The organism is Vreelandella subterranea (genome assembly GCF_900111305.1).
Taxonomy (GTDB): Bacteria; Pseudomonadota; Gammaproteobacteria; order Pseudomonadales; family Halomonadaceae; genus Vreelandella; species Vreelandella subterranea.
Map to the genome: position 1 here is coordinate 438,883 of NZ_FOGS01000002.1, position 25,884 is coordinate 464,766.

Consider the following 25,884-nt stretch of genomic DNA (forward strand, 5'->3'; position numbering starts at 1 on the left):
TGCCGGGCATCATCATGGTGATGCGCGCCTTTTAAGCCATACCCCACATTCACAATGATCGGTAAATGGAAACTGGTCAAACAGCGCAAAGCGCTCAATCTTGTGGGTTTGCGTCAGTTGCGCCAGGTTCTCGGCAAGTGTTGCCGGGTTGCATGAAATATAGACGATTTGGGCGTACTCGCTGATCTGCTGGCAACTTTGCTCATCAAGCCCGGCCCGTGGCGGGTCCACCAACACCGTCGAAAAGTCATATGTCTCAAGCGCCATGTCCGCTACACGGCGGCCGCTTTTGTCCCCTTTCAGTGCCAGGGCGAAATCCTCAGCTGACATCCGCGCCACCTGGGCATTGGTCACGCCATTGGCGGCCAGGTTGACGTTGGCACTGGCAACCGAAGTCCGCGAGATTTCCGTGGCCAACACGCGGCGGAAGTTATTCGCCAGGGCAATGGTGAAGTTACCGTTACCGCAATATAGCTCGACCAAATCCTCTTGCTGACGTCCCGCTGTCACGTCACAGGCCCAGCCAAGCATCGCCTGGCAGATATGCGCATTGGGCTGGGTAAAGCTGTTCTCGACCTGCTGGTAATGCAGCGTACGGCCCTTCACGTCCAGGCGCTCCCAGACGTGATCCCGGGTAAGCACCAGGCGCTGCTTGCGCGAACGACCAATGATCATGATACCCAGTTCTGCCTCTAGCGCGCGTGCCTCGGCTTCCCAGTCATCGCCCAGCGGACGGTGATAGATCAGCGTCACTAGCGCCTCGCCGGAGAGCGTGGTTAAAAACTCGACCTGGAACAGTCGACGGCGCAGCTCATCGCTGGCCAGAAAGGCGTCGCGTAAGCGTGGCATCAGCCGGTTGATCGCCTCGCTGGCCACCGGAAACTGATCGAGCCGGATAACGCGCTTGCTCTTGGGATTCCCCGGAGTGACCTCGAACATGGCGTAGAAAAGATCGTCGCCCTCATGCCAGATACGAAACTCACAGCGCTGGCGATAGTGGCTGGGCGGCGAGGCAAACACCTCCAGGGTCGGCGGCTCGAAGGGCGCAAAAAGGTGTTCGACATAGGCCTGCTTGTCGGCGAGTTGTTCGGCATAGCGTTCGGGGTCAACGACAGGAATAGCCAAAACGGCTCCTTTTTATATTCGTAAACAATATTCGTAAATATCAAGGCGCAAGGGTTAAGGGCTGCGCGGGGTAAAAACCATAGCGTGACAGACCCTCCGTTAAGTGCGGGGCCGGTGCCGTGGTAAAGCAACGTCCGTCCGCCGCACTCGTTAACAGCGCCCCCGCCACCTGGCCGACGCGCCGGGCGATGGCATCGCCGGAATCGACCCAGTTGAGGGGCACGGGGGCAAGCTCGACCAGCCAGGGTTTCAACAGAGGGAAATGCGTGCAGCCCAGCACAATCGTATCCAGCGCGGGGGCATGCGGCCCAGACGTAGCCGGGGCGGGCGCGGTGAGCTCTGGCTGAGCAGCCTGCCAGAGCGGCGCCATCGCTGCCTGGAGGCGCGCTTCATCGGGGGGATGACCTGCCAGCCAAGCTTCGGCTTCGCTCACCAGAGCATCTGCTGCGACCCGGGTCACCACGCAGTCGCTGGCAAAGCGGTCGATCAATGCCTGGGTGTAGGGACGACCAACGGTGGCCCTGGTGGCCAGCAGCGCGATATGGCGGGTCTGGCTGAGCGCCGCCGCCGGCTTTATCGCCGGTACAGTGCCCACGACGGGAATCGTCAAATGCCAGCGCAGCCTTTCAAGGGCCAGGGTGCTGGCGGTATTGCAGGCGACGACCAGTACGCTGGGCCGGCAGGCCGCCACGGCCGCCAGGCAAACGGCCACAATGCGCTCGGCAAGCGTGGCGTCGTCACGCAGGCCATAGGGCAGCCATGCATTGTCGCAGACATAGCAAAAACCGGCGTGGGGGTAATGCTGTCGTAGCGCTTCTGCTACCGAAAGCCCGCCCACGCCGGAATCAAATATAAGAACAGGCCCCTGGCTCATCCTTTCACGCTACAGCCGTTGCGTATGCCCACTATCGCCCCTGCCTATTGACCCAGTCTGCGTTTCATCAAGGCGGCTAGTTTAACACGCAAGCGCTAGCTGATAAGCCATCTTAAGCCCGGTCAATTGACCAACTTAGACGTTGGGCACATCGGCACCGCGCAGCTCAGCGTAAAGCTCGGGGTACGCCAACTGCAACCGCTCGAGGGATTGTTGAGCCTCAGCCGGCAGCGACTGGCGCAACGCTTCCATGTCATCTTCGCTGAAATGCTTGTCGATTAACGGGAACAGCTCCTCACGCTCGTGGCGCAAGTAGGCCCGATGAGCCTCCAGATAGGCTTTCAAATCGTCGGCAAACCTATCCATCGGCAGGACGTTATCCATCAGTATCATATCGATATCATTGGATAGCTGCTGCAGACGCGGTGTCAGTTGACGATAATCCTCGGCCATTTTTTCGGTAAGCGAGGAGTATTCCGGGGCCACCTTACCCAGGCGTTCGACGCAGATCCGCTCCAGCGGCACGGCAAAGCCGTCCATATAGGACAGGATATAATCCACAACCTCGCGCATGAGTTGAAAGTTGGGACGTTCGCCCTGGGCCAGCGTCTTTTGCTTGAGCTGCAGGACGTGCAGCATCCTTGCCATGTTGGCATGATCCGAACGCAGTTGGTTTAACATTGGGCCATCTCCTTTATCGTCTTACGCCAAAGGTAGTCTGAGCAGACATGCTTTACCATACACCTTAAGATGACAAACCCAACAGATGGGTCAGCGATCAACGGAGCTTCCATGGATCTTTTCAGCCGCTCAAACCCAGCCGACGATGCCCCCTTAGCCTATCGGATGCGGCCGCGCCAGCTTAAGGACTTTATCGGCCAGCAAGCCCTCGTTGGCCCGGATAAACCGCTTCGCCGCATGGCGGAGTCGGGGGTTGTCCGCTCAATGATCCTGTGGGGGCCACCGGGCGTCGGGAAAACCACGCTGGCAGAACTGCTCGCGCATGCGTCAAACGCCCATCTGGAGCAGCTCAGCGCCGTCATGGCAGGGGTGAAGGATATTCGTCTGGTGGTCGACCGCGCACAACAAATCAACGCCTCGACCATATTATTTTTAGATGAAATTCATCGATTGAACAAGAGCCAGCAGGATGCCCTGCTTCCCCACGTGGAGTCTGGGCTTTTGACCCTGATTGGTGCGACGACCGAGAACCCGTCCTTTGAAGTCAACTCGGCACTGCTCTCCCGGGCAAGGGTATACGTCTTGAAATCACTTACCCAAGACGAGTTGGTCAGCGTGATGCGCCAGGCGCTGGATGACCCCGAACGCGGGCTGGGCAAGCGCGCCATAGAAGCGGACCCGCCGGTGCTGAGCGCCCTGGCCCATGCCAGCGCAGGCGATGCCCGTCGGGCATTGGGGCTACTGGAAACCGCCTGCGACTTCACCCTACAGGAGGCAGGCCGCGAAAGGCTGACGGAGAGGGTACTCGACGATGTGATTGGTCATCAGGCCAGCGCCTTCGACAAGCAGGGGGACGCCTATTACGACCTGCTTTCGGCGATCCACAAATCGGTACGCTCATCGCGGCCCGACGCTGCCCTGCTGTACATGGCGCGTTTTATTCAGGGCGGCGGCGACCCGCTTGATGTGGTGCGAAGGCTCAGCGCCATAGCCTCCGAGGACGTAGGCAACGCCGACCCTCGCGCGCTGCCACTGGTCATCGCCGCCTGGGATGCCTATTTACGCCTGGGCGACCACGAAGGCCAGCGGGCGATCGCCCACGCGGCCATACACCTCGCGGTGGCGCCCAAAAGCAATCGCATTGACCAGGCCTGGAACAAAGCCCAGCAGTTCGTCCGCCAACAGCCCCAGGTGGAAGTGCCGACCTACCTGCGCAACGCCCCCACCAAGCTGATGGAGCAGCTCGGCCATGGCGAAGGCTACCGCTACGCGCATAACGAACCCGACGGCTACCCGGCTGGCAGTGCTCACGACTGCTGGCCGGACGAGTTGCCTAAACAGGCGTTTTACCAACCCAGCGGGTTCGGCCAGGAAAAGCGTTTTGCCGAGATCATGGCCTGGCGCAACGCCCAAGACAAAGAGGCCGATCAGGGATCGGACGCCTGATCGGCCTCTGTTCAGGTGGTAAGGGGGAGGCTAGCGCCGGTCTTCGCGGATCACGTCCGTGCCATCGGGGATGTCGAACTCGAAGCGCGCGTCGTCGATGTCACCATTGCGTTCGGCGTTGCTGAAGGTAATCGCCGTGCGCTGGCCAGTGCTGTCGGTCATCCACAGTTCGGTGAGCATATTGCCATCGAAAATCAGCTGTAGCTGCTCAAACAAGGTGTCTGCCGACGTAGGCACCAGGGTAAAGACGTCATCGCCGCTGTCCTGCTCATATTCGACATCGTAGCTCTCCGTCAGCTCACTGACCTGACCTGAAAGCAACAGGGCAGGCGTGTGGGTAACGCGCTCATCCAATGCCTGAATGGTCACTTGTTCCAGATCCGGGTCATAGAGATAAACATCGTTACCGTCGGATACCACGGTTTGCGTATAAGGGGCTTCGACCTCCCAGCGCAACAGGCCGGGGCGAGACAGCCACATTTCGCCCCGCGCGTCCTGTAGCCGCTCGCCGCTGCCATCAAGAATCTGTTGCTCGAACGATGCATGATAGCTTTCCAGCGGGTCGAGGCGTTCGGTCAATCGTTCAGCTGCCTCATTGGCCATGGCGAGTGGCGCCATAAGCGTTAACCCCAGCGCGCTGGCTGCCAGCGCCAACGATGAAGGACGTCGAGTTTGCGTATCGCGCATGCGATCTCCCTAGGCAACCTTGCCAGATAAACATAACAGTGGATCAGTCGAACCACTCGGTCAGCCATTAAGACGCTTGTTTGATGACCAAGTTTCATCAATAGCCGGACTTTCACGCTTGTTGCACGTTTGACCGAACGGCCTACTGGCCGACCGGTGGCGGTGCCAGCACTTCACGGGCACCGTTGGTCCCCATTGAGGACACCACGCCCGCGCCTTCCATGGCTTCCACCAGGCGGGCCGCGCGGTTATAGCCAATTTTAAAGCGCCGCTGCACGGCGGAAATCGACGCTTTGCGCGTTTGCGTCACGAACTGTACGGCTTCATCGTAAAGCGCATCCTGCTCGGCATCGTCGCTGTCGCCACCCTCGGCTTCCAGCCCGGTCAAGGCATCTGCCGATACGCCGCCCGACAGGATCTCTTCGATATACTCCGGCTCGCCGCGGCGCTTCCAGTCTTCCACTATGCGGTGCACTTCGTCGTCGTCGACAAAGGCCCCGTGAATGCGATTGGGTGGGCCTGAACCGGCAGGCAGGTAGAGCATATCGCCATGCCCCAGCAGACTCTCCGCGCCGCCCTGATCAAGGATGGTGCGCGAATCAATCCGCGACGAGACCTGGAAGGCCATCCGTGAAGGAATATTGGCCTTGATCAAGCCCGTCACCACATCAACCGACGGGCGCTGAGTGGCGAGTATCAGATGGATGCCCGCCGCGCGGGCTTTCTGCGCCAGGCGGGCGATGAGCTCTTCCACCTTTTTGCCCACGATCATGAACATGTCGGCAAATTCGTCGATCACTACCACGATGTAGGGCAGTTTTTCGAGTATCGGCGGCGTCTGGTGCATCTCCCAGGGTTGCGGCTCCCAAAGCGGATCCGCAACCTGGGCACCGGCGCGCTCGGCCTCGTCCAGGCGGGCATTGAAGCCCGCGATATTTCGCACGCCCATGGCTGCCATCAGCTTATAGCGGCGTTCCATTTCGGCGACGCACCAGCGCAGACTGTTGGCCGCTTCTTTCATGTCGGTGACCACCGGCGCCAGCAAGTGCGGAATGCCATCGTAGACCGACAGCTCCAGCATCTTGGGGTCGACCATGATCAATTTCAGCTCGTCCGGCGTGGCCTTGAGCAGCATCGAAATCAGCATCGCGTTGACGCCCACCGACTTGCCCGACCCGGTGGTACCGGCCACCAGCAAATGCGGCATCTTGCCGAGGTTGGCCACCACGGGGCCACCGCCGATATCCTGGCCCAGGGCCATGGTCAGCGGTGATTTTTCCTGTTGATAGCGTTCGGAGTCGATCACCTCGCGCAGCCGGATCATCGCCCGGTGAGGGTTGGGAATCTCGATACCCACCGTCGGGCGTCCGGGAATCACCTCCACCACGCGCACGCTCTTGACCATCAGCGAGCGCGCCAAATCCTTGGCCAGATTGCTGATCTTGGAAACCTTCACACCGGCGGCAGGCTTGATTTCAAAGCGTGTAATCACCGGCCCCGGCCAGGTATCGACCACCTCGGCCTTCACGCCATACTCACGCAGGCGTACTTCCAGAAGCTCGGCCATATCCGCCAGCTGCTGGTCGGTGTAGTTGGGCTGATGAGGCTCCGCCGGGGTCAGCAAGCGCAAGCTCGGCACATCACCTTCAGGGTCAGGGATATGATCGAAGCTGGGACGCTGGTTCTGCAGGTGCTCAACGGTCCACAGCGTCGGCCCGCTATCGGACGCTTCCGCCTCGTCCGCGTCATCCGGGTTGAAGGTCGGCTCATGGCGCGCAGGCGCTGGTGTCGATGCCATAGGCTGTGACGCAAGCTCTTCATCCTCATCGTCCCAAACCGGCTCGGGCACGACTTCAGGCACGCGCTCTTGGGAACGATCGGCTGTCAGCGGCTGAGGCTGTTCGGTTCCTGAGGCGTCCGGCGCAGCGGGTTCGTCATCGGCAGTGGACAGCGGCGAGGTCGATGACGGCTCGACCTCAGCTTCCCGGCGTGAGGCGTGCAACGGAAACGGCTCGCTGGGCCCTTCTTCGCTGGTCGCTTCTTCACTGGCCTCTTTCTCGCTGGACAAGGGCGTCAACGGCGCGTCCCGATGGCTCGTCTGGCGATCAGCCGAAGACTCAGCGGTCGGCGTCTCATTCAGCGAGGCCGCCTTCGAGGTGTCAGGGGGCTCAGGTGTGCGTGTAGCGCTTTCCGCTGTGCTCTCCTCAGGGGCTGAGCGTGACTGAGGTTCTGCCTTGAAGGCCGTGGCCGACGGCGCTCGCGCAGCGGCCGTCCAGGGAATCGACGTATCCGTCGCATTATCCTGTGCTGTCGCATCGTTTTCCGGTGAAGGCGCGGATACGGCGGGCTCACGGCGCTTCTTCCCGACGCTGCTCCCGGCATCCTGCTCAGGCAATGGCGAACGCTTAACGGGTTCTGGAGCAGGCTGCGCCGCTGCACGCTGCTTGGCGCGCACACGCCGGGCCTCTTGACGCGCCTCACGGCGCGCTGACCACCAGCTTCCCAGGCGGCAGAGACGCCGCCCCACTTCGTCGGCAACCTGTAGCCACGACATCCCGCTGAACAGCGGAAAGCCACTCAGGATAAGCGCGGCGGCAATCAGCCCCACGCCGCCACTGCTGACCAGCGGACGCAGCGCGCCCACCAGGCCTTCACCGAGAATACCGCCCGAGGCGTAGGGCAGCGGGCTTTCGGGATTATAAAAATGCAGCGCGCCGAGCATGGTAGTGCCGAACATCAGCAGCATCATGCCACCGGCGCGTACCGCCACGGCCACTGGGTCAAGCTCGAAGCGCACCTGACGGGAACGCACCAACCACCAGGCCAGATAGCCCACCATGCCAGGCCACCACAGCGCACTGGCACCCAGCAGCGAATAGAGCACATCGGCAAGCCATGCGCCTACCGGGCCCATCCAGTTGCTGACGGCGGTTTCCGGGCCCTGAGACGACCAGCCGGGATCCGATGACGAGTAACTAAACAGTGCTAATAACAAAAACGTACATACCGCCAGCAGTGCTACGACCACGCCATCCCGCGCAGCCCCCTGCAGGCGTAACCCAAACCGACGCGCTTTGTCCTTGGCGGCGTTGACCCGCCCAGAAGACCCACTTTGGCGCGTGTTACGCTGTGTTCGCTTGTCGACCGCTTTATTCACTTTCAAGCGACTCTCCCTTTTGCACCTTCGGCGCCGTTAATCCACTTGCGAGTTTGTATCATACCGAGCATCCTGCTGCCGTCACAGGGCTTATCGATGCGGACTTGTGACCGTCGTTACCGATCGGAGCACGCAATGTTACCTTGGTTATCTTCGCCAATGCCTCACTTCCCTGCCGTCACCTCGGCACTGGACTCGCCTAACGGCCTGCTCGCGGCAGGCGGCGAATTAACCCCCGGGTGGCTGGTGGAGGCGTATCGGCGCGGCATCTTCCCCTGGTTCAGCGACAACGACCCCATCCTGTGGTGGAGTCCCGATCCCCGCATGATACTCCTACCGGAACATTTTAAGCAGCGCCGCAGCTTAACAAAAAAGCTGCGCAATGCGGGCTTCGAGATTACCGTTGATCAACATTTCGAGCAGGTGATCGACGCCTGCGCCGCCCCCAGGGACGACGAACCAGGCACCTGGATCACCCATGACATGGTTCATGCCTACTGTCAGCTTCAGGCGCATGGCATCGCCCACAGCATTGAAGTGCACCAGCATCAACGCTTGGTAGGGGGCCTTTACGGTATTGCCATGGGCCCGATGTTTTTCGGCGAGTCCATGTTTTCCCGGGTTCCGGACGCCTCCAAGGTGGCCCTGGCCCACCTTGCCAGTGCCATGCGCGAACATGGCGGCAAGCTCATCGACTGTCAGATGCATACGCCCCACCTGGCAAGCCTGGGCGCGACAACAGTCGCCCGGGCGGCATTCATCAGCTATCTTGAGAAGTGGTTGCCAGCGACTGATTTCAGCTTTTCAGCCTTACCGGAGACGGCACCCGTCGTGCCGCCCTCTCCGTGGCTGGATGCCATTGGCCGCTAGTTTTCCAGCCATGTTGACAGGCTAACGGCAATAACGTTGACCCCATCAGGAGGCAAATTGTGAGCAGCAACGCTCCCCGTCGGCTCGTACGCGACCTGCGCTTCTTTCTGACAGTGCCGCATGCCTGTAGCTATCTGCCCGACCAGGAAGCCACCACGCTGTTCCTGGATCCTCAGGAATCGCCCATTCCCGGCGTTTACGACTCGCTTTCCCTGCTCGGGTTTCGGCGTAGCGGCCGCCATTTATACCGCCCGCACTGCGAAGGCTGTAACGCCTGCCGCTCCGTGCGCGTGCCGGTGGAACGTTTTGCACCGAATCGTACCCAGCGACGAATCAGCCGGCGCAATGAGGACATCACCACGCGGATTACCCCGGCGTACTTTGATGCACGCCACTACGCGCTCTACGCCGACTATATCAAGCACCGCCACGCCGATGGCGACATGTATCCCCCCAGTCACGAACAGTACCGGACATTTTTGACCCTGGACGAACCCTATGCGCAATTGATGGAGCTTTACCTGGGGGACAGGCTAATTGGTGTGGCGGCCTTCGATGAGCTTGAGCACGGCCTCTCGGCCATCTATACCTTCTTTAGCGTCGATGAAAGCCTCGACAAGCGCTCGCTGGGCACCCTGGCCATTTTACGGCTTATCGAACTGACCCATGACAAGGGGCTCCCCCACCTCTACCTCGGTTACTGGATAGAAGCGTGCCGAAAAATGCGTTACAAGCAGAATTTTACGCCGCTTGAGGTACTTGACGGTCGCCAATGGCGAGAATTAATTCGGTAATTAGCCGCGCTTTTTTGCCTTGACGCCAGGCTTGCGGCACAATGTAGCGCTATTCGAAGTGGTGGCTAAAAACACCACCCGATGCCCAGTTGTTTTGAGCATACCCAGTACGTTAAACCTGTACTTTAAATTGAGTGAGGAATTGCCTATATGGCACGCGAAGATCATATTGAAATGGATGGCGTTATTGTCGACACCTTGCCCAACACCATGTTCCGTGTGGAACTGGAAAACGGTCACGTCGTCACCGCGCACATCTCCGGCAAAATGCGTAAAAACTACATCCGCATCCTGACCGGCGACAAAGTCAAGGTTGAGCTGACGCCTTACGATCTGTCCAAAGGCCGCATCGTTTACCGTTCGCGCTAAGGCGCCCAGCAGGCGTTACGGATCCTGCACTACCCCCAGCGCTTCGATGCCCGCTCGACCCAAACAGCTCGACCCAAACAACAACGCCCCGTCAATGACAGGGCGCTGCGTTGTTTGTCTCAACCTGCGCGCCCGTTAGGGCGCATCGGCCATTTCCGACTCGGTGGATAAGCGCAGCTCGCCTTCTTCCAGGCTGACGTGCACGATACCGCCTTGATCGGCAAGTTCGCCAAACAGGATCATCTCTGCCAGCGGCTTTTTGAGTTTCTCCTGAATCAGCCGCGCCATAGGGCGTGCGCCCATGTCCGGGTCATACCCCAGTTCCGCCAGCCAATCCCGGGCCGTATCATCGACTTCCAACTGAACGCGCTTCTCATCCAGCTGCGCTTGCAGTTCGATCAGGAACTTGTCGACCACGTTGCGCACAACGGAGGTTGGCAGCGAATGGAACTGGATGATGCCGTCCAGACGGTTGCGGAACTCCGGCGAGAAGGTACGGCGAATGACTTCCATCGCATCGGTCGAGTGATCCTGGCTTTGGAAGCCGATGGAGCGCCGTGCGGCCTGCTCTGCCCCGGCGTTGGAGGTCATGATCAGGATAACGTGGCGGAAGTCGGCTTCGCGGCCGTTGTTATCGGTCAGGCGACCGTGGTCCATCACCTGCAGCAGCAGGTTGAAGACTTCCGGGTGCGCTTTCTCGATTTCATCCAGCAGCAGTACGCAGTGTGGCTGTTTCGTCACCGCTTCGGTCAGCAGACCGCCCTGGTCGTAGCCCACATAACCCGGAGGTGCCCCGATCAGCCGGGAAACGGTATGCCGTTCCATGTACTCCGACATATCGAAGCGCACAAGCTCGATACCCATGATATGCGAGAGCTGCTTGGCCACCTCGGTTTTACCCACACCGGTCGGGCCGGCGAACAGGAAGCTGCCGACCGGCTTGTCAGGCGACTTCAGTCCGGCGCGAGACAGCTTGATGGCGGCGGACAGCGTATCGATGGCCTCGTCCTGTCCAAACACCAGCATTTTCAGGTCGCGGTCGAGCTTCTCAAGCAGCTTGCGATCCGAGCTGGACACGCTCTTCGGCGGAATCCGGGCAATCGATGCGACCACCGCCTCGACCTGTTCCACATCAATGGTGTCGACACGCACTTCTTCCGGCAGTAGACGCTGATGCGCCCCGGCTTCATCGATCACGTCGATGGCCTTGTCCGGAAGGTAGCGGTCGTTGATATAGCGGTCTGCCAGGCGGGCCGCGCTTTCCAGCGCCCCGTCGGTATACTTGAGAGCGTGGTGCTCCTCGAACCGTGACCGCAGCCCCTGCAGAATCTTGATGGTGTCTTCCACCGACGGCGCCATGACGTCGACTTTCTGGAAGCGGCGCGCCAGGGCACGATCCTTCTCGAAGATACCCCGGTATTCCTGGAAAGTGGTCGACCCAATGCAGCGCAACTCCCCCGAGGAAAGCAGCGGTTTGAGCAGGTTGGACGCATCCATCACACCACCCGACGCAGCCCCCGCACCGATCACGGTGTGAATCTCGTCGATAAACAGCACGGCATTGGGCTGCTTGCGCAACTCGGCCAGCAGGCTCTTCAGACGTTTCTCGAAGTCGCCGCGGTATTTGGTGCCCGCTAGCAGCGCGCCCATATCCAGCGAATACACCACGGCATCGGCAATCACTTCCGGGACATCTTCTTCGACGATACGCTTGGCCAAACCTTCGGCAACCGCCGTTTTACCCACACCGGCTTCACCCACCAGGAGCGGATTATTCTTGCGGCGACGGGCCAGAATCTGCACCACGCGCTCGAGTTCGTGGTCGCGGCCGATCAAGGGATCGATCTTGCCCAGCCGGGCCTGCTCGTTGAGGTTGGTGGCGTAGCCAGTGAGCGGATGAGCCGCGCCTTCGGCGCTGCCTTCCTCGGCTTCTTCACCTTCCTGCTGGGAAGGTGATGGCGATGGGCCGTGACCCGACACTTTGGAGATGCCATGCGCGATGTAGTTAACCGCATCGACCCGGGCAACATTCTGCTGCTTGAGGAAGTAAACGGCCTGACTTTCCTGCTCGGAAAAGATTGCCACCAGCACGTTGGCACCGGTCACTTCGCTCTTCCCGGAGGACTGCACGTGGAACACGGCGCGCTGCAGTACTCGCTGAAAGCCCAGCGTAGGCTGGGTTTCGCGGTCGCCCTGGCTTTCAGGAATCAGCGGCGTGGTCGAATTGATGAAGTCCTGCAAATCGGACCGCAGCTTGTCGAGGTTTGCCCCACAGGCTTTCAACACATCCATTGCTGAAGCGTTGTCCAGCAGCGCCAGCAAAAGGTGCTCGACGGTCATGAACTCGTGGCGCTTGGATCGCGCCACGGTGAAGGCCGTGTTCAGGGTCAGTTCAAGTTCTTTGCTCAGCATGGCAGTCCCCTTTTCGCTACACCCTAGGGCATATTGCCAACTAGGCTTGCGTCGGATCAGTTTAATCGACCAGCACCTTCAACATCGGGTACAAATCGTACAGTTGCAAGCCCACCTACCGATTTTTTTCAACGTTCTCAATCGGCGGCTTCGATATCACTCATTAGAGGATGCTCGCACTCTTGGGCGTACTCATTCACTTGGTAACTTTTGGTTTCAGCAATGTCACGGGTGAACACACCACAGGTCGCCTTGCCCTGGGTATGTACCGCCAACATTACCTGGACGGCTTTTTCACTGTCCATGTTAAAGAAGCCTTGCAGCACTTCGATGACGAACTCCATCGGCGTGAAGTCATCGTTATGCAGCACCACCTTGAAAAGCGGCGGCTGAGCCAGTTCAGGCTCGGCAGACTGCACCGTCAGGTCGTCGTCGTAATCAGGCATGTCGGGGCGCGTCATGCCCGCTTCAAGCGAAGACGTGGCCGGGTATGAACTGTCAGTGTTGGACATAAGCAGCAAGGTTTATCATCTCTCGGCTGACGGACAACATCTTGAATACATGGTGTGCTAAGTATAAGACGTGCGCAATCAGCAAGGGTTCATGGAAATATCAAAATTATCACACTGGGCCGGACAAAAAACCCCCGCCCGACGAGCGGACGAGGGCTTTACACAACGCTGGTCTGATGCGTCAGTCGGCGGCGACCATCGCCAGGGCGTTGTTCAGCGTCTTGCTTGGGCGCATGGCCTGGCTTGCCAGCTCACCGCTGGGACGGAAATAGCCGTCGATGGTCACCGGTTGGCCCTGAACGCTATTGAGCTCGTCCACGATAGTGGCTTCGTTGGCTTTCAGCGTTTCCGCCAGACGCGCAAACAGCTTTTTCATCTCGGCGTCGTCGTCTTGCGCGGCCAGTGCCTCAGCCCAGTATAGCGCCAAATAGAAGTGGCTGCCGCGGTTATCCAGCTCGCCCACCTTACGCGACGGCGACTTGTTGCTGTCGAGGAACTTGCCATTGGCCTCGTCCAGCGCATTGGCCAGCAGCTTGGCGCGGGCATTGCCAAAGGTGCTGCCCAGGTGCTCAAGCGACGCCGCCAGGGCCAGAAACTCGCCCAGCGAATCCCAGCGCAAGTGGTTCTCTTCGAGGAACTGCTGAACGTGTTTGGGCGCCGAGCCACCCGCGCCGGTTTCGAACAGCCCGCCGCCGTTCATCAGCGGCACGATGGACAGCATCTTGGCGCTGGTGCCCAGTTCCATGATCGGGAACAGGTCGGTCAGGTAGTCGCGCAGTACGTTACCGGTGACCGAGATGGTGTCCTCGCCCTTGCGGATACGCTCAAGGGATACTTTCATCGCCTCGACCGGCGGCAGGATGCGAATATCCAGGCCGCTGGTGTCGTGATCCTTGAGGTAGGTTTCGACCTTCTCGATCAGTTGAGCATCGTGGGCGCGGTTGGCATCGAGCCAGAAAATCGCCGGTGCACCGCTCTCCCGGGCACGGGTGACCGCCAGCTTGACCCAATCCTGGATCGGCGCGTCCTTGGTCTGGCACATGCGCCAGATATCGCCCGCCTCGACCTCGTGGCTGAACAGCGTATGGCCGTTTTCGTCAGTGACCACCACGGTACCATCGGCGGGTATCTGGAAGGTCTTGTCGTGAGAGCCATACTCTTCGGCTTTCTGGGCCATCAGGCCGACGTTGGGCACGCTGCCCATGGTGGTCGGATCGAAGGCACCATTTTTCTTGCAGTCTTCAATCACCGCCTGATAGATGGTCGCGTAGCAACGGTCCGGAATCACCGCCTTGGCATCCTGAAGCTCGTCGTTGGCGTTCCACATCTTGCCCGAATCACGAATCATGGCAGGCATGGAGGCGTCGATGATCACGTCGCTGGGCACGTGGAGGTTAGTGATGCCTTTGTGCGAATTGACCATCGCCATCGGCGGACGCTCTTTGTAAAGCGCCTCGATATCGGCCTTGATGGTTGCCTGCTGTTCGCCCGGCAGCTTTTCGATCGAGCTGTAAAGATCGCCGATACCGCTATTGGGATTGAAACCCGAAAGCTTGAGGGCCTCGGCGTGCTTTTCAAGCACGTCTTTATAGAACTCCTCGACAACCATGCCGAACATGATCGGGTCGGAAACCTTCATCATGGTGGCTTTTAAATGCAGCGAGAACAGCACGTCGTTTTTCTTGGCGTCCTTGATCTGGCTGTCGATAAAGTTGCGCAGGCGGCGGCTGCTCATGCAGGCCGCGTCGATCACCTCGCCTTCCTGCACGGCCAGGTCTTCTTTCAATACGGTGTGGGTGCCGTCTTTCTGAGCCAGGTCAATCTTGAGCTTGGTGGCCTGCTTGATCACCGTGGACTGTTCACTTCCGTAGAAGTCGCCTTCGCTCATGTGGGCCACGTGGGACTTGGAGTCGGCGCTCCACTCCCCCATGCGATGCGGGTACTTGCGTGCGTAGCTCTTGACGGACTTGGGGGCGCGACGGTCGGAGTTGCCCTCGCGCAGTACCGGGTTGACCGCACTGCCCTTGGCCTTGTCGTAACGCGCCTTGATAGACGCTTCTTCATCGTTTTTCGGCTCGTCCGGGTAGTCCGGCAGCGGGTAACCCTGACCTTGAAGCTCTTTGATGGTGGCCTTCAACTGCGGGCCTGACGCACTGATATTGGGCAGCTTGATGATATTGGCTTCAGGCGTGGTCGCCAGCTGGCCAAGCTCGGCAAGGTCGTCACTGACGCGTTGTTCGTCGTTCAACAGATCTGGGAACTGGGCCAATATGCGCGCGGCAAGCGAGATATCCCGCGTTTCAACGATAATGCCCGCCGAATCGGTAAAGGCATCAATAATCGGTAACAACGAATAGGTCGCAAGCGCAGGCGCCTCGTCGGTGAGCGTATAAATGATCTTCGGCGTATCGGACATTTTTGCGTTAACCTCTTTTATGTGTCGCTGTGATTATAAATTCGTAAGCTAAGCGGTTCATTAAGCAAGCAACCCTACCGCGAAGCGTGCGGAGCTTTTTTAAGTGGCTCCTTTTCACAAGGTGATTGATCGGTGGTGGTGACGACGACCCCAGCGGCCACGCAGAAGTATACCAGCGCTGCACTTAAACCGCATGAGCGATTGTCGACAAAACGAAGGGCAGCCCAGACGAGACGATGAGCAACCTCTACCTATTGCATAAACCCTACCGCATGCTCTCCCAGTTCACCGACCCCCAGGGCCGCGCCACCCTGGCGGATGTGATTGACGTACCCGGCGTTTACGCGGCCGGGCGGCTCGACTACGACTCCGAAGGCCTGCTACTGCTCAGCGATGACGGCAGCCTGATCCATCGCATTGCCCACCCGCGCCATAAACAACCCAAAACCTACTGGGTACAGGTCGAAGGGCACATAGACGATGCCGCGCTAACGGCCCTGAAAAACGGCGTGACCTTAAAGGATGGGCCTACGCTGCCCGCCAAGGCGCGGCGTATGGAAGCACCCGACCTCGCGCCGCGGAACCCGGCCATTGACCCCAAACGTCACCCGACAACCAGCTGGCTGGAGTTGACCCTCAGCGAGGGCCGCAACCGCCAGGTAAGACGCATGACCGCCCATGTCGGCTTCCCCACGCTGCGTCTCATTCGTGCCGCCATCGGCGCTTGGCGGCTTGGCGAACTGGCGCCCGGTGAGTGGCGCCGGGAAACCCTTCATGCGCCCCGAGGCACAACCAGGACCAGGCACTCCAGCCAGCGCAAAGGCCCCGCGACAGGACGCAAGCGACCATGACGCAAACGCTTCACAGCACCTGTGCCTGCGTCGTCCAGCGGGGCGAACGTTTCCTGATCGTCGAGGAGGAGCGCGGCGGCCCTGCCACGGTCTTCAATCAACCGGCCGGACATATCGAGCCCGGCGAAGGGCCCATGGCGGCCATTTTACGCGAGGTCGCCGAAGAAACCGCCTGGCAGGTCACGCTGACCGGCTACCTGGGGCTCTATATATTCCATACCCCCCAGGGCAAAACCTTTCACAGTCATGGGTTCATCGCCACCCCCACGACGTTTCTCGCCACACCGCTGGACACCGACATCACCGCGACCCACTGGCTGACGCTTGCCGAAATCCAGGCGCTCGATAGCGCGGGCCGACTGCGCAGCCCCCTGGTGCTCACCCGCATTGAAGATGCTCTGAAAGGCAACGGCTACCCCTTGGGCGTCATCCGCGAGTGAAGCACTCGAAGCAGCATGGCTGCATCGTGTATAATAAGCGCCCAATTGCTCACTCAACCGAGGATGGCGATGACATCCATCACTGGCACCACGATGCCTCAAAGTACGCCCGCTACGCCTGCCACCGGCAAGGTGATTGTCGGCATGTCCGGCGGCGTTGACTCCTCCGTCTCGGCCCTGCTGCTACTGCAACAGGGCTATGAGGTCGAAGGCCTGTTCATGAAGAACTGGGATGAAGACGACGGCACGGAGTACTGCACGGCGAAGGAAGACCTCGCCGACGCCGAGGCGGTGTGCGCCAAACTGGGCATCAAGCTGCACACGGCCAATTTTGCCGCCGAATACTGGGACAACGTTTTCGAGCATTTCCTGGCGGAGTACAAGGCAGGCCGCACGCCCAACCCGGATATCCTCTGCAACCGGGAAATCAAGTTCAAGGTGTTTCTCGAGTACGCAGAGATGCTTGGCGCGGACAAAATCGCTACCGGTCATTACGTCCGTCAAGGAACCCGGGAAGGTCGCCCGCGCCTGCTGAAAGGCCTGGACGCCAACAAGGACCAAAGCTACTTCCTGCACGCTGTGCCTGAAGCCGCCATTGCCCGCACGCTGTTCCCGGTCGGCGAGCTCGAGAAGCCCGCGGTGCGCGCGCTGGCCGAGCAGCACGACCTGGTGACCGCCAAGAAGAAAGACTCCACCGGTATCTGCTTTATCGGCGAACGGCGCTTCAGTGATTTTCTCAAGCAGTACCTGCCCGCCCAGCCCGGCATCATCGAAACCCCCGACGGCGACGTCATTGGCGAGCACATGGGGCTGATGTACTACACCCTTGGCCAACGCCAGGGGCTGGGTATCGGCGGCCTGGCCAACTACTCTGAAGACCCGTGGTACGTCGCCGAGAAAGACCTGGATCGCAACGTGCTGGTGGCCGTGCAAGGCAAGCACCATTCGCTGCTTTACAGCGATGCCCTGATCACCGAGCCAATGGACTGGGTGGCCGGTGAACCGCCGGTCGCCAGGGGACGCTTCACCGCCAAAGTCCGCTACCGCCAGAGCGACCGCGGCTGCGAGATCGCCACCCGGCCCGACGGCAGTGTCGAGGTGCATTTCGATGAGCCTCAGCGTGCCGTTACCCCAGGCCAGTCGCTGGTTCTTTACGACGGCGATATCTGCCTGGGCGGCGGCGTGATTCACTCCACATGGAAGGCAACCGAGGCAGCCGCATGAACCCAACGCCGATACACCGCGCGCCGGAAAACCCGACCGCGCGCCAAGCCCTTGCGCTCGCAGGGGTCTTTCAGGCCGCCAGCCTCGTGGACGAACTGGCCCGCACTGGCCAGGTAGAGCCGCGCGCCTGGGAAACGCTGATCGAAGCCACCAGCAACCCCAACCCGGAGAGCTTTGAAGCGATCTACGGCGGCCACCCCAACAACCTGCGCCAGGGGCTCGATACCCTCGAGATGCTGGTCGGCCGTGAACAGGCCAACCCGGTGGTGTTGCGCTATGGCTTCTCGCTGTTGCTGCTCATGAACAAGCTGCGCAACAACCGCAAAATGATGGATACCCTGGGGCAGAAAATGAGCCACATCCAGGACCAGGCGGAGCACTTCGGCGCTACCCATGAAAACGTGGTTGCAAGCCTGGGCGAAGCCTATCAGGAAACCATCTCGACGTTTAAAACCCGAATTGTGGTGCAGGGCGACCCATCGCTGCTTCAGACCCGCATGATGCCCGAGCGCGTACGTGCCTGCTTGATGGCCGGCATTCGCTTTGCGCTGCTGTGGCACCAGCAAGGCGGGCGCCGCTGGAAACTGATGTTCCAACGCAAAGCCCTGCGCCGCGCGCTGGATGACTTGAAATAACGCCTTTTACGCTCAACCGCTCTTACCTCTGGGAACCAAGCCATGCAACTCTCTGCCTTGACTGCTCTATCCCCCGTTGACGGCCGCTACGCCAGCAAAGCCGCCGCCCTGCGCGAACATTTCAGCGAATTCGGTCTGATTCGCGCCCGTGTCATTGTGGAAGTCCGCTGGCTGCAGCGCCTCGCCGAGCACAACCAGATCGTCGAAGTACCGCCGCTTTCCGCCCAGGCAACGGCGTTTCTTGAAGAGCTGATCCGCGACTTTTCCGTGGCCGACGCCGAGCGCATCAAGGACATCGAGCGCACTACCAACCATGACGTCAAGGCGGTAGAGTACTTCCTCAAGGAAAAAATCGCCGACAACAGCGAGCTGCATGCGGTCACCGAGTTCATTCACTTTGCCTGCACCTCGGAAGATATCAACAACCTTTCCTACGGCGTGATGCTGGCCGATGGTCTTCAGGCATTGCTGCCTGTCATGCACAACGTGGCCGACGACATTGCCGCGCTGGCCATTGCCCATGCCGGGCAACCGATGCTCTCGCGCACCCACGGGCAAACGGCCAGCCCCACGACGCTTGGCAAGGAAATGGCCAACGTGGCCTACCGCCTCAAGCGCCAGCTCAAGCAGATCGCAGGCGTCGAGATCCTGGGCAAGATCAACGGCGCGGTGGGCAACTACAACGCCCACCTGGCGACCTACCCCGAGATCGACTGGGAAGCCAACGCACGCACCTTCGTGGAAGGCCTGGGGCTGAGCTTCAACCCCTACACCACCCAGATCGAGCCCCACGACTACATCGCCGAGCTGTTCGATGCCGTATGCCGTTTCAATACCATCCTGATCGACTTTGACCGCGATGTCTGGGGCTATATTTCGCTGGGCTACTTCAAGCAGCGCACCGTGGAAGGCGAAATTGGCTCGTCGACCATGCCCCACAAGGTCAACCCCATCGACTTCGAAAACTCCGAGGGCAACCTTGGTCTGGCCAATGCGGTACTTGGTCACCTGGCGCAGAAGCTGCCGATCTCCCGCTGGCAGCGCGACCTGACCGACTCCACCGTATTGCGCAACCTGGGTGTCGGCTTGGCCTACGGCCTGATTGGCTACCATGCCAGCCTCAAGGGCATCAGCAAGCTGGAAGCCAACCCGGCGCGTTTGGCTCAGGACCTGGACAACAGCTGGGAAGTGCTCGCCGAGCCGATTCAAACCGTCATGCGTCGCTACGGTATTGAAAAGCCCTACGAAAAACTCAAGGAACTGACCCGGGGCAAGCGCATCGACCAGGCAGGCTTTGCCGCCTTCATCGACACCCTGGCGCTGCCCGACGACGCCAAGGCCGAGCTGAAAGCGATGTCACCGGCCAACTACATCGGCGATGCAAAAGCCCAGGCCGAAGCCATTCACCAGCGACTTGATGCACTATAATTACGATCTACTAAAGTTACGATTTACTAAAGTTATGATCTAGTTCAATCAAGGTCTACGCTAGTTAAGGTCTACTCTGGTTTGATTAGACCCACGGCTTTAAATGCCACGTTCGTTTAGGATACCACCATGCAACCTTCTGATAAGCCACTGACACTGCTCGGCGATTTGACCCCGGCGGAATTTCTGGCGAGCTATTGGCAACAAAAGCCGCTCCTGATTCGCGGGGCAATACCCGACTACATCAGCCCCATCGAACCCGATGAGCTGGCCGGGCTTGCCTGCGAACCCGGTATCGAAGCCCGCCTGGTAGAAGAAGACGGCCCCGACGGCGCGTGGCAGGTGTCCCACGGACCTTTTGACGAAGCCACTTTCGAGCGACTGCCGGAGCGCAACTGGAGCCTGCTGGTGCAGGCCGTGGATCACTACCTGCCCTCGGTGGCCGCCCTGCTCGAGGAATTCGACTTTCTGCCCCGCTGGCGGCTGGACGATATCATGGTCAGCTACGCACCGCCTGGAGGCAGCGTGGGTCCCCACGTCGACCAGTACGACGTTTTCCTGTTTCAAGCCAGCGGTCAGCGGCGTTGGCAACTGGGCGGCCAGACCCGTGATGACGCGCCGATCATCCAGGGTATCGACCTGCGCATTCTGGAAACCTTCGAAGTCGAAGAAGACTCCGACTGGGTGCTGGAGCCCGGCGACATGCTCTATCTGCCACCCGGCTGGGCGCATCACGGGGTTAGTCAGACCGACGACTGCATCACCATGTCAGTGGGCTTCCGGGCACCATCGGCGGATGAAGCGGTCACCTCCTACGCCGATTACCGTGGCGAACAGCTACCCGCCTCACTGCGTTACAGCGACGCCGGTCGGGCCCCTGCGGCTGACAGCGGCGAGCTGGACGATGTCTCGGTAGAACGCATGCGCCAGTTGATCCTGTCGACGCTGGATAACCCCCAGCAAATCGCCCAATGGTTCGGCCGCGCGATGACCCAGCCCAAGTACGTCGACCAGGTGGTCCCGCTGGATACGCCGATGAATGAAGCAAGTCTTGTCGCTCAGCTACAGGAAGATGGCCCGCTCTATCAGATGCCCGGCTCGCGCTTTGCCTGGCGCACCGAGAATGGCGCCACCACGCTATTTGTCGACGGCGAAGGCTACACCTGCACAGAAGCGCTCGCCCAGCGGCTGGCATCTCCAACACCGCTGCATGAAGACGTGCTGGAGCTACCGGGTGCCAAAGCGCTCATCACCCAGCTTGTTAACGCGGGCAGCCTGAGTTGGCTACAGGACGACGATGACGACGAGGAATAACATGCCCAGCGACAGCCTGCCGGTCATCCTTCAGGAAGGCGACTGGCAGGCGCTAGGCGACATCGCCAGCCATATCCGTCGCGTGGTGTTCATTGACGAGCAACAGGTGCCACAGGACGAGGAATGGGACGGCCAGGATCCCGCCTGCCATCATTTCCTGGCCTATCTGGACGGCAACCCGGTGGGCACTGCACGACTCCTGCCCGATGGCCATATTGGCCGCGTGGCGGTACTCGCCGAGGCGCGCGGAACCGGTATTGGCGGCCAGTTGATGGCCGCCGCCATCGCCACCGCCCAACGCGTCGGCCACCCCAAGGTGGCCCTTAGCTCACAGCTCCATGCCCTGCCCTTCTACGAACGGCTCGGCTTCGTCGCCCATGGCGAAGTCTTCATGGACGCCGGCATCCCCCACCGCGAAATGACGCTGACCTTCAGCTGATCGCTTTCCCGCTGATCACGAAATTCCACTACACAACTCACCCGCGTTGTCGCCTGGCTGTAGTCAAGCTACAACGCTGCCTGCCCCCAAGTGTCAATTGTTGCCCTCCTTCCCTTCAGGGATAGTGTCTTTACTGCAGTGCCGCAAGGACTGCCCTGAAAACCCGCTTACGACGTTCTATTAAGAGACTTATTTCTTAAAGACACGCCAAGCGAATTGAACGATGCTGAAAGCGACTTCGCAGGTGCAGCATAAGACACTGCTTACATGCGCATCGCCATTATAACCCCGGAGGGATTAGCTCATGACTGGACTGCTCGAAGATATCAAGGCACTGGCCCAACTACGTGAAGCGCAAGGCGGCAAGTGGGATAACATCAAACCCGAATACGCCGCGCGTATGCGTGCCCAGAACCGCTTCCACACCGGTCTGGATATCGCCCGCTACACCGCCAAGATCATGCGCGACGACATGGCCGCTTACGATGCCGACACCAGCAAGTACACCCAGTCACTGGGGTGCTGGCACGGCTTTATCGGCCAGCAGAAGATGCTTTCCATCAAGAAGCACTTCGGCACCACCAAGCGCAGCTACCTCTACCTGTCAGGCTGGATGGTCGCCGCCCTGCGTTCCGAGTTCGGCCCGCTGCCTGACCAGTCCATGCACGAGAAGACCTCGGTCGCCAACCTGATCGAAGAGCTCTACACCTTCCTCAAGCAGGCCGATGCGTGGGAGCTTAACCACCTGTTCCGCGCCCTGGACGACGCCAAAGAGGCAGGCGACAAGGCCAAGGAGCAGGAACTGATCAGCCAGATCGACAACCACGAAACCCACGTGGTGCCGATCATCGCCGACATCGACGCTGGTTTTGGTAACGCTGAAGCCACTTACCTGCTGGCCAAGAAATTCATCGAAGCGGGTGCCTGCTGTATCCAGCTTGAAAACCAGGTATCCGACGAGAAGCAGTGTGGCCACCAGGACGGTAAGGTCACCGTGCCCCAAGAGGACTTTATCGCCAAGATCAACGCCGTTCGCTACGCCTTCCTGGAGCTGGGCGTTGAAGATGGCGTCATCGTGGCGCGTACCGACTCACTGGGCGCGGGCCTGACCCAGAAGATTGCTGTCACCAACGAGCCGGGCGACCTGGGCGACCAGTACAACAGCTTCCTCGACGGCGACGAGATCACCTCGGCCACCGACATCAACAACGGCGACGTGGTCATCAAGCAGAACGGCAAGCTGGTCAAGCCCAAGCGCCTCGCCTCCGGCCTCTACCAGTTCAAGCCCGGTACCGGTGAAGACCGCGTGGTGCTCGACTGCATCACCAGCCTGCAAAACGGCGCTGACCTGCTGTGGATCGAGACCGAAAAGCCCCACGTCGGCCAGATCGCCGCCATGGTCAACCGTATCCGCGAAGTCTGCCCGGATGCCAAGCTGGTTTACAACAACTCACCGTCGTTCAACTGGACGCTCAACTTCCGCCAGCAAGTATTCGATGCCTGGGAAAAAGAAGGCAAGGACGTCTCGGCCTACGACCGCGACAAGCTGATGGGTATCGAGTACGACAACACCGAACTTGGCCAACTGGCCGACGAGTGGACGCGCAACTTCCAGCGCGACGGCGCACGCGAGGCGGGTATCTTCCATCACCTGATCACCCTGCCCACTTACCACACGGCGGCGCTGTCCACCGACAACCTGGCCAAGGGCTACTTCGGCGACGACGGCATGCTGGCCTATGTCAAGAAAGTCCAGCGCGAGGAAATCCGCCAGGGCATCGCTACCGTCAAGCACCAGGACATGGCAGGCTCGAACATCGGCGATGACCACAAGGAGTTCTTCCAGGGTGAGGCGGCCCTGAAAGCAGGCGGCAAGGACAACACCATGAACCAGTTTGGCTGATACTCGACGCCAAACGGCAGCCTAAGGCTCTAACGCCCGGAAGTTGGTCTTCCGGGCGTTTTTTGCTAACGGCTGCGCGATGTTTCACCTAAGCTTGCACACTCTTTTCTTAATCAAAAAATAGACTGTTTTACATGCTAATTTTGCACGATTAGCTTGCATCGCTGTCTTATATAGCTAGGTTACATAGTCAGTACTTCAAACGACCGCTGTTCAACGTCAGCATTCTCAGGTATCTTGTTAACGAACACTGTTCTAAAATTTAGTCGTGATGTTCCGTAAGCGGGATGGCTGAATCAATCACCTGGAGGTTTCCATGAAGCGTTTACTCCCTATCGCCGCACTCAGCGTTCTTACGCTTGCTGGCTGTGCCAACACGGCGGGCTACTCAGGCGACGTATATAGCGGTAACCAGGCCAAGACTACCCAAAATGTCAGAATCGGCACCGTTGCCGCGGTGCGCCCGGTACAGATTCAGGCGGATAGCCGCACTGGCGGCCTGCTCGGCGGCGGCGGCGGCGCCATTATCGGCGGTTTGTTGGGTAACCAGGTCGGCGGCGGCTCCGGGCGTCAACTGGCGACTGTTGCGGGCGCCTTGGGTGGCGCCGTTGCCGGCACCGCTGTTGAAGACCGCGCCAACCGCATTAATGCCCTGGAGATGGAAATCCGCCTGGACGACGGCAGTGATGTGGTGGTTGTTCAGCGCGCCGACCGCCAGTTCCAGCCCGGACAGCGTGTACGTCTTATTGGCAATGGTGCCAACGCGAGCGTCGCCCCCTACTGATTGTTAGACAATCACTACTTTCGGCAGACAAAACGCCCCGCCAGCATCTGCTGACGGGGCGTTTTTCGTTGTGTTGATGTTTGGGAGCGCTTAATGAGGCGCTTTACTGGACGCCCAACCAATCAGCTTGTAAATCACAACACCAATAATGCCCAAAAGAATAACCACCAGGAGGATATCCACCGGGCGAACCAGGGTGGTCGCACCTAGCACCGCAAGCGCCCCCACCCAAAGCCAGCGGTTGTCGCCGTGGGTCTTCAACGCCTCGGGCAACATCTTATCCAACCCGGCACTCACGGTTTGCCAGCGTTGATTAACAAAGTAGCCAATCAGCACAAGGGCGATCAACCAGATGATAAATATGGTCATGTCAGGCTCCGAAAAAGGTGCGGCGAGAAAAGTGTCCAGCTAGGGTAGCCCTGCACAATGCCGGGCGCAATACCGCAAAAAGCCAAGACATCGGAAAATCCGCCTCTACCCCCTGACAATCCAGTATTCACGCGTTACCATATTAGGGACATGCACTCACCGAAAGGTCATTTAATGCAAATTGCGCAAAACTCGGTTGTCGCGTTCCACTACACCTTAACCAATAATGAAGGTGAAGTGCTAGACAGTTCCGAAGGCCGCGAGCCCCTTACCTACCTCCACGGTTCAGGCAACATCATTCCTGGCCTGGAAAAAGAGCTGGAAGGACACGCTGCTGGCGAAAAGCTGAACGTCCAGGTTGCCCCGGAAGAGGGTTACGGCGAGATTCAGGAACAGCTGATGCAGGAAGTTCCGCGCGATGCGTTCCAGGGCGTTGAAAGCGTTGAGCCGGGCATGCAGTTCCAGGCCCAGACTCAAGGCGGCCCGCTGATGGTCACCGTGAAGAAAGTCGAAGGCGACACCGTCGTCGTTGATGGCAACCATCCGCTAGCCGGTCAGCACCTCAACTTTGACGTTGAAATCGCCGAAGTACGCGAAGCCAGCGAAGAAGAAGTTGAACACGGCCATGTACACGGCGAAGGTGACGAAGAGCAGCACTAAGCTCTTCTCCCTGGCTGTTTTTCAGCCACGTGTGATATGCGAAAAGGCGACCCAAGGGGTCGCCTTTTTTATGCTCATTCCTCAGGAATCAGCACCAAGCGACCGTGGCGGACGCTGCGCGACGAGGTGACTTCGGCGGCGAACCGCTTCAACTGGTCGCTTTGGCCCTTGAGCAGCGCGACTTCCATGCAGCTTTGCTCGTTCAGGTGGACATGCAGCGTCGAAAGGGTGAGGTCGTGGTGGGCGTGGGAATGGCGTGTCAGCCGTTTGGAGAGCTCCCTGGCCGCATGGTCGTAAACATACACCAGCGCGCCCATACATGGCGCCTGGGGTGCCGCTTCCTCGTGAACCTGTTGGAGCCCGCTGCGGGTCAAGTCGCGGATTGCCTCGGAACGGTTCTGATAACCACGCTCCCGCATCAGTTCATCCACGTCCGCCAGCAGTTCCTCATCAAGCGTGACCGTTACTCGCTGCATCGACTCCCCCTTTCAAAA

The 25,884-nt window shown here is 59.7% G+C and carries 24 protein-coding genes; 14 read left to right on the forward strand and 10 right to left on the reverse strand.

All coding sequences use genetic code 11. The features are described 5' to 3' along the window. Positions 1–12 precede the first annotated feature (12 nt). The 3 genes from trmA to BMX75_RS04995 all read right to left on the reverse strand — a co-directional run bounded on the left by trmA (position 13) and on the right by BMX75_RS04995 (position 2,680). Positions 13–1,125 (reverse strand): tRNA (uridine(54)-C5)-methyltransferase TrmA, encoded by a 1,113-nt coding sequence (gene trmA / locus BMX75_RS04985; protein WP_092825759.1) that lies wholly within the window; start codon positions 1,123–1,125, stop codon positions 13–15. Positions 1,126–1,165: 40 nt separating this feature from the next. Continuing rightward, the gene (locus BMX75_RS04990; RefSeq protein ID WP_092825761.1) at positions 1,166–1,999 is read right to left on the reverse strand and encodes a glutamate racemase; all 834 of its coding nucleotides are present in this window, start codon (positions 1,997–1,999) and stop codon (positions 1,166–1,168) included. A 135-nt stretch (positions 2,000–2,134) separates the two neighbouring features. Next, entirely contained in the window at positions 2,135–2,680 is a 546-nt protein-coding gene (locus BMX75_RS04995; protein WP_092825763.1) for a hemerythrin domain-containing protein, read from the reverse strand. Between the two features lie 111 nt (positions 2,681–2,791). On the opposite strand from BMX75_RS04995, the gene BMX75_RS05000 reads away from it, so the two are divergent. Next, positions 2,792–4,126 carry a replication-associated recombination protein A gene (locus BMX75_RS05000; RefSeq protein WP_092825765.1) on the forward strand — a complete coding sequence of 445 codons (1,335 nt, stop codon included), beginning with the start codon at positions 2,792–2,794 and terminating at the stop codon, positions 4,124–4,126. Between the two features lie 30 nt (positions 4,127–4,156). Here the strand turns inward: BMX75_RS05000 and lolA are convergent, their stop codons facing one another. Both lolA and BMX75_RS05010 read right to left on the reverse strand, forming a co-directional pair. Then, positions 4,157–4,813, reverse strand: coding sequence for an outer membrane lipoprotein periplasmic chaperone LolA (gene lolA, locus BMX75_RS05005; RefSeq protein ID WP_092825767.1), 657 nt, complete (start codon positions 4,811–4,813; stop codon positions 4,157–4,159). 142 nt (positions 4,814–4,955) lie between these two features. Further along, on the reverse strand, positions 4,956–7,976 hold the full coding sequence (locus BMX75_RS05010) for a DNA translocase FtsK (RefSeq protein WP_092825769.1): 3,021 nt from the start codon (positions 7,974–7,976) through the stop codon (positions 4,956–4,958). A gap of 129 nt (positions 7,977–8,105) precedes the next feature. Here BMX75_RS05010 and aat point away from each other — a divergent pair, with 129 nt between their 5' ends. From aat to infA, 3 genes are all read left to right on the forward strand, one after another. Beyond that, positions 8,106–8,840: a leucyl/phenylalanyl-tRNA--protein transferase gene (aat, locus tag BMX75_RS05015; RefSeq protein WP_092825771.1), complete on the forward strand. Its 735-nt coding sequence runs from the start codon at positions 8,106–8,108 to the stop codon at positions 8,838–8,840. A 59-nt stretch (positions 8,841–8,899) separates the two neighbouring features. Further along, positions 8,900–9,634 carry an arginyltransferase gene (locus BMX75_RS05020; RefSeq protein WP_092825773.1) on the forward strand — a complete coding sequence of 245 codons (735 nt, stop codon included), beginning with the start codon at positions 8,900–8,902 and terminating at the stop codon, positions 9,632–9,634. Between the two features lie 150 nt (positions 9,635–9,784). Beyond that, positions 9,785–10,003 (forward strand): translation initiation factor IF-1, encoded by a 219-nt coding sequence (gene infA, locus BMX75_RS05025; RefSeq protein WP_066318014.1) that lies wholly within the window; start codon positions 9,785–9,787, stop codon positions 10,001–10,003. A 135-nt stretch (positions 10,004–10,138) separates the two neighbouring features. Here the strand turns inward: infA and clpA are convergent, their stop codons facing one another. The 3 genes from clpA to BMX75_RS05040 form a co-directional block, all read right to left on the reverse strand. Further along, on the reverse strand, positions 10,139–12,415 hold the full coding sequence (clpA, locus tag BMX75_RS05030; protein ID WP_092825775.1) for an ATP-dependent Clp protease ATP-binding subunit ClpA: 2,277 nt from the start codon (positions 12,413–12,415) through the stop codon (positions 10,139–10,141). Positions 12,416–12,552: 137 nt separating this feature from the next. Beyond that, positions 12,553–12,861, reverse strand: a complete 309-nt coding sequence (gene clpS / locus BMX75_RS05035; protein ID WP_085917897.1) for an ATP-dependent Clp protease adapter ClpS — start codon at positions 12,859–12,861, stop codon at positions 12,553–12,555. Between the two features lie 247 nt (positions 12,862–13,108). Then, positions 13,109–15,343, reverse strand: a complete 2,235-nt coding sequence (locus tag BMX75_RS05040; protein ID WP_092825777.1) for an NADP-dependent isocitrate dehydrogenase — start codon at positions 15,341–15,343, stop codon at positions 13,109–13,111. Between the two features lie 236 nt (positions 15,344–15,579). Here BMX75_RS05040 and BMX75_RS05045 point away from each other — a divergent pair, with 236 nt between their 5' ends. From BMX75_RS05045 to BMX75_RS05085, 9 genes are all read left to right on the forward strand, one after another. Next, on the forward strand, positions 15,580–16,194 hold the full coding sequence (locus tag BMX75_RS05045) for a pseudouridine synthase (protein ID WP_092825779.1): 615 nt from the start codon (positions 15,580–15,582) through the stop codon (positions 16,192–16,194). Further along, positions 16,191–16,634: an NUDIX domain-containing protein gene (locus tag BMX75_RS05050; protein WP_092825781.1), complete on the forward strand. Its 444-nt coding sequence runs from the start codon at positions 16,191–16,193 to the stop codon at positions 16,632–16,634. Before BMX75_RS05045 ends, BMX75_RS05050 begins: the two co-directional genes overlap by 4 nt. Positions 16,635–16,703: 69 nt before the next feature. Next, positions 16,704–17,858, forward strand: coding sequence for a tRNA 2-thiouridine(34) synthase MnmA (gene mnmA, locus BMX75_RS05055; RefSeq protein ID WP_092825783.1), 1,155 nt, complete (start codon positions 16,704–16,706; stop codon positions 17,856–17,858). After that, positions 17,855–18,493 (forward strand): high frequency lysogenization protein HflD, encoded by a 639-nt coding sequence (hflD, locus tag BMX75_RS05060; RefSeq protein WP_092825785.1) that lies wholly within the window; start codon positions 17,855–17,857, stop codon positions 18,491–18,493. The genes mnmA and hflD overlap by 4 nt, the downstream gene beginning before the upstream one ends. A gap of 42 nt (positions 18,494–18,535) precedes the next feature. Next, a complete protein-coding gene (gene purB, locus BMX75_RS05065; RefSeq protein WP_092825787.1) occupies positions 18,536–19,921 on the forward strand; it encodes an adenylosuccinate lyase in 1,386 nt (461 codons plus the stop codon). A 129-nt stretch (positions 19,922–20,050) separates the two neighbouring features. Continuing rightward, a complete protein-coding gene (locus tag BMX75_RS05070; protein ID WP_092825789.1) occupies positions 20,051–21,235 on the forward strand; it encodes a cupin domain-containing protein in 1,185 nt (394 codons plus the stop codon). 1 nt (position 21,236) lies between these two features. Then, positions 21,237–21,674, forward strand: a complete 438-nt coding sequence (locus tag BMX75_RS05075; protein WP_092825791.1) for a GNAT family N-acetyltransferase — start codon at positions 21,237–21,239, stop codon at positions 21,672–21,674. A gap of 304 nt (positions 21,675–21,978) precedes the next feature. After that, positions 21,979–23,577 (forward strand): isocitrate lyase, encoded by a 1,599-nt coding sequence (locus tag BMX75_RS05080; RefSeq protein ID WP_092825793.1) that lies wholly within the window; start codon positions 21,979–21,981, stop codon positions 23,575–23,577. A gap of 316 nt (positions 23,578–23,893) precedes the next feature. Beyond that, positions 23,894–24,361, forward strand: a complete 468-nt coding sequence (locus BMX75_RS05085) for an outer membrane lipoprotein (RefSeq protein WP_092825795.1) — start codon at positions 23,894–23,896, stop codon at positions 24,359–24,361. Between the two features lie 90 nt (positions 24,362–24,451). On the opposite strand, the gene BMX75_RS05090 is transcribed toward BMX75_RS05085, so the two are convergent. Then, on the reverse strand, positions 24,452–24,730 hold the full coding sequence (locus BMX75_RS05090; RefSeq protein ID WP_092825797.1) for a hypothetical protein: 279 nt from the start codon (positions 24,728–24,730) through the stop codon (positions 24,452–24,454). A gap of 174 nt (positions 24,731–24,904) precedes the next feature. Between BMX75_RS05090 and BMX75_RS05095 the strand changes: the two genes are divergently transcribed. Beyond that, positions 24,905–25,390, forward strand: a complete 486-nt coding sequence (locus BMX75_RS05095) for an FKBP-type peptidyl-prolyl cis-trans isomerase (protein WP_066318050.1) — start codon at positions 24,905–24,907, stop codon at positions 25,388–25,390. A 74-nt stretch (positions 25,391–25,464) separates the two neighbouring features. On the opposite strand, the gene nikR is transcribed toward BMX75_RS05095, so the two are convergent. Continuing rightward, positions 25,465–25,866: a nickel-responsive transcriptional regulator NikR gene (gene nikR, locus BMX75_RS05100; RefSeq protein WP_092825799.1), complete on the reverse strand. Its 402-nt coding sequence runs from the start codon at positions 25,864–25,866 to the stop codon at positions 25,465–25,467. Positions 25,867–25,884 lie beyond the last annotated feature (18 nt).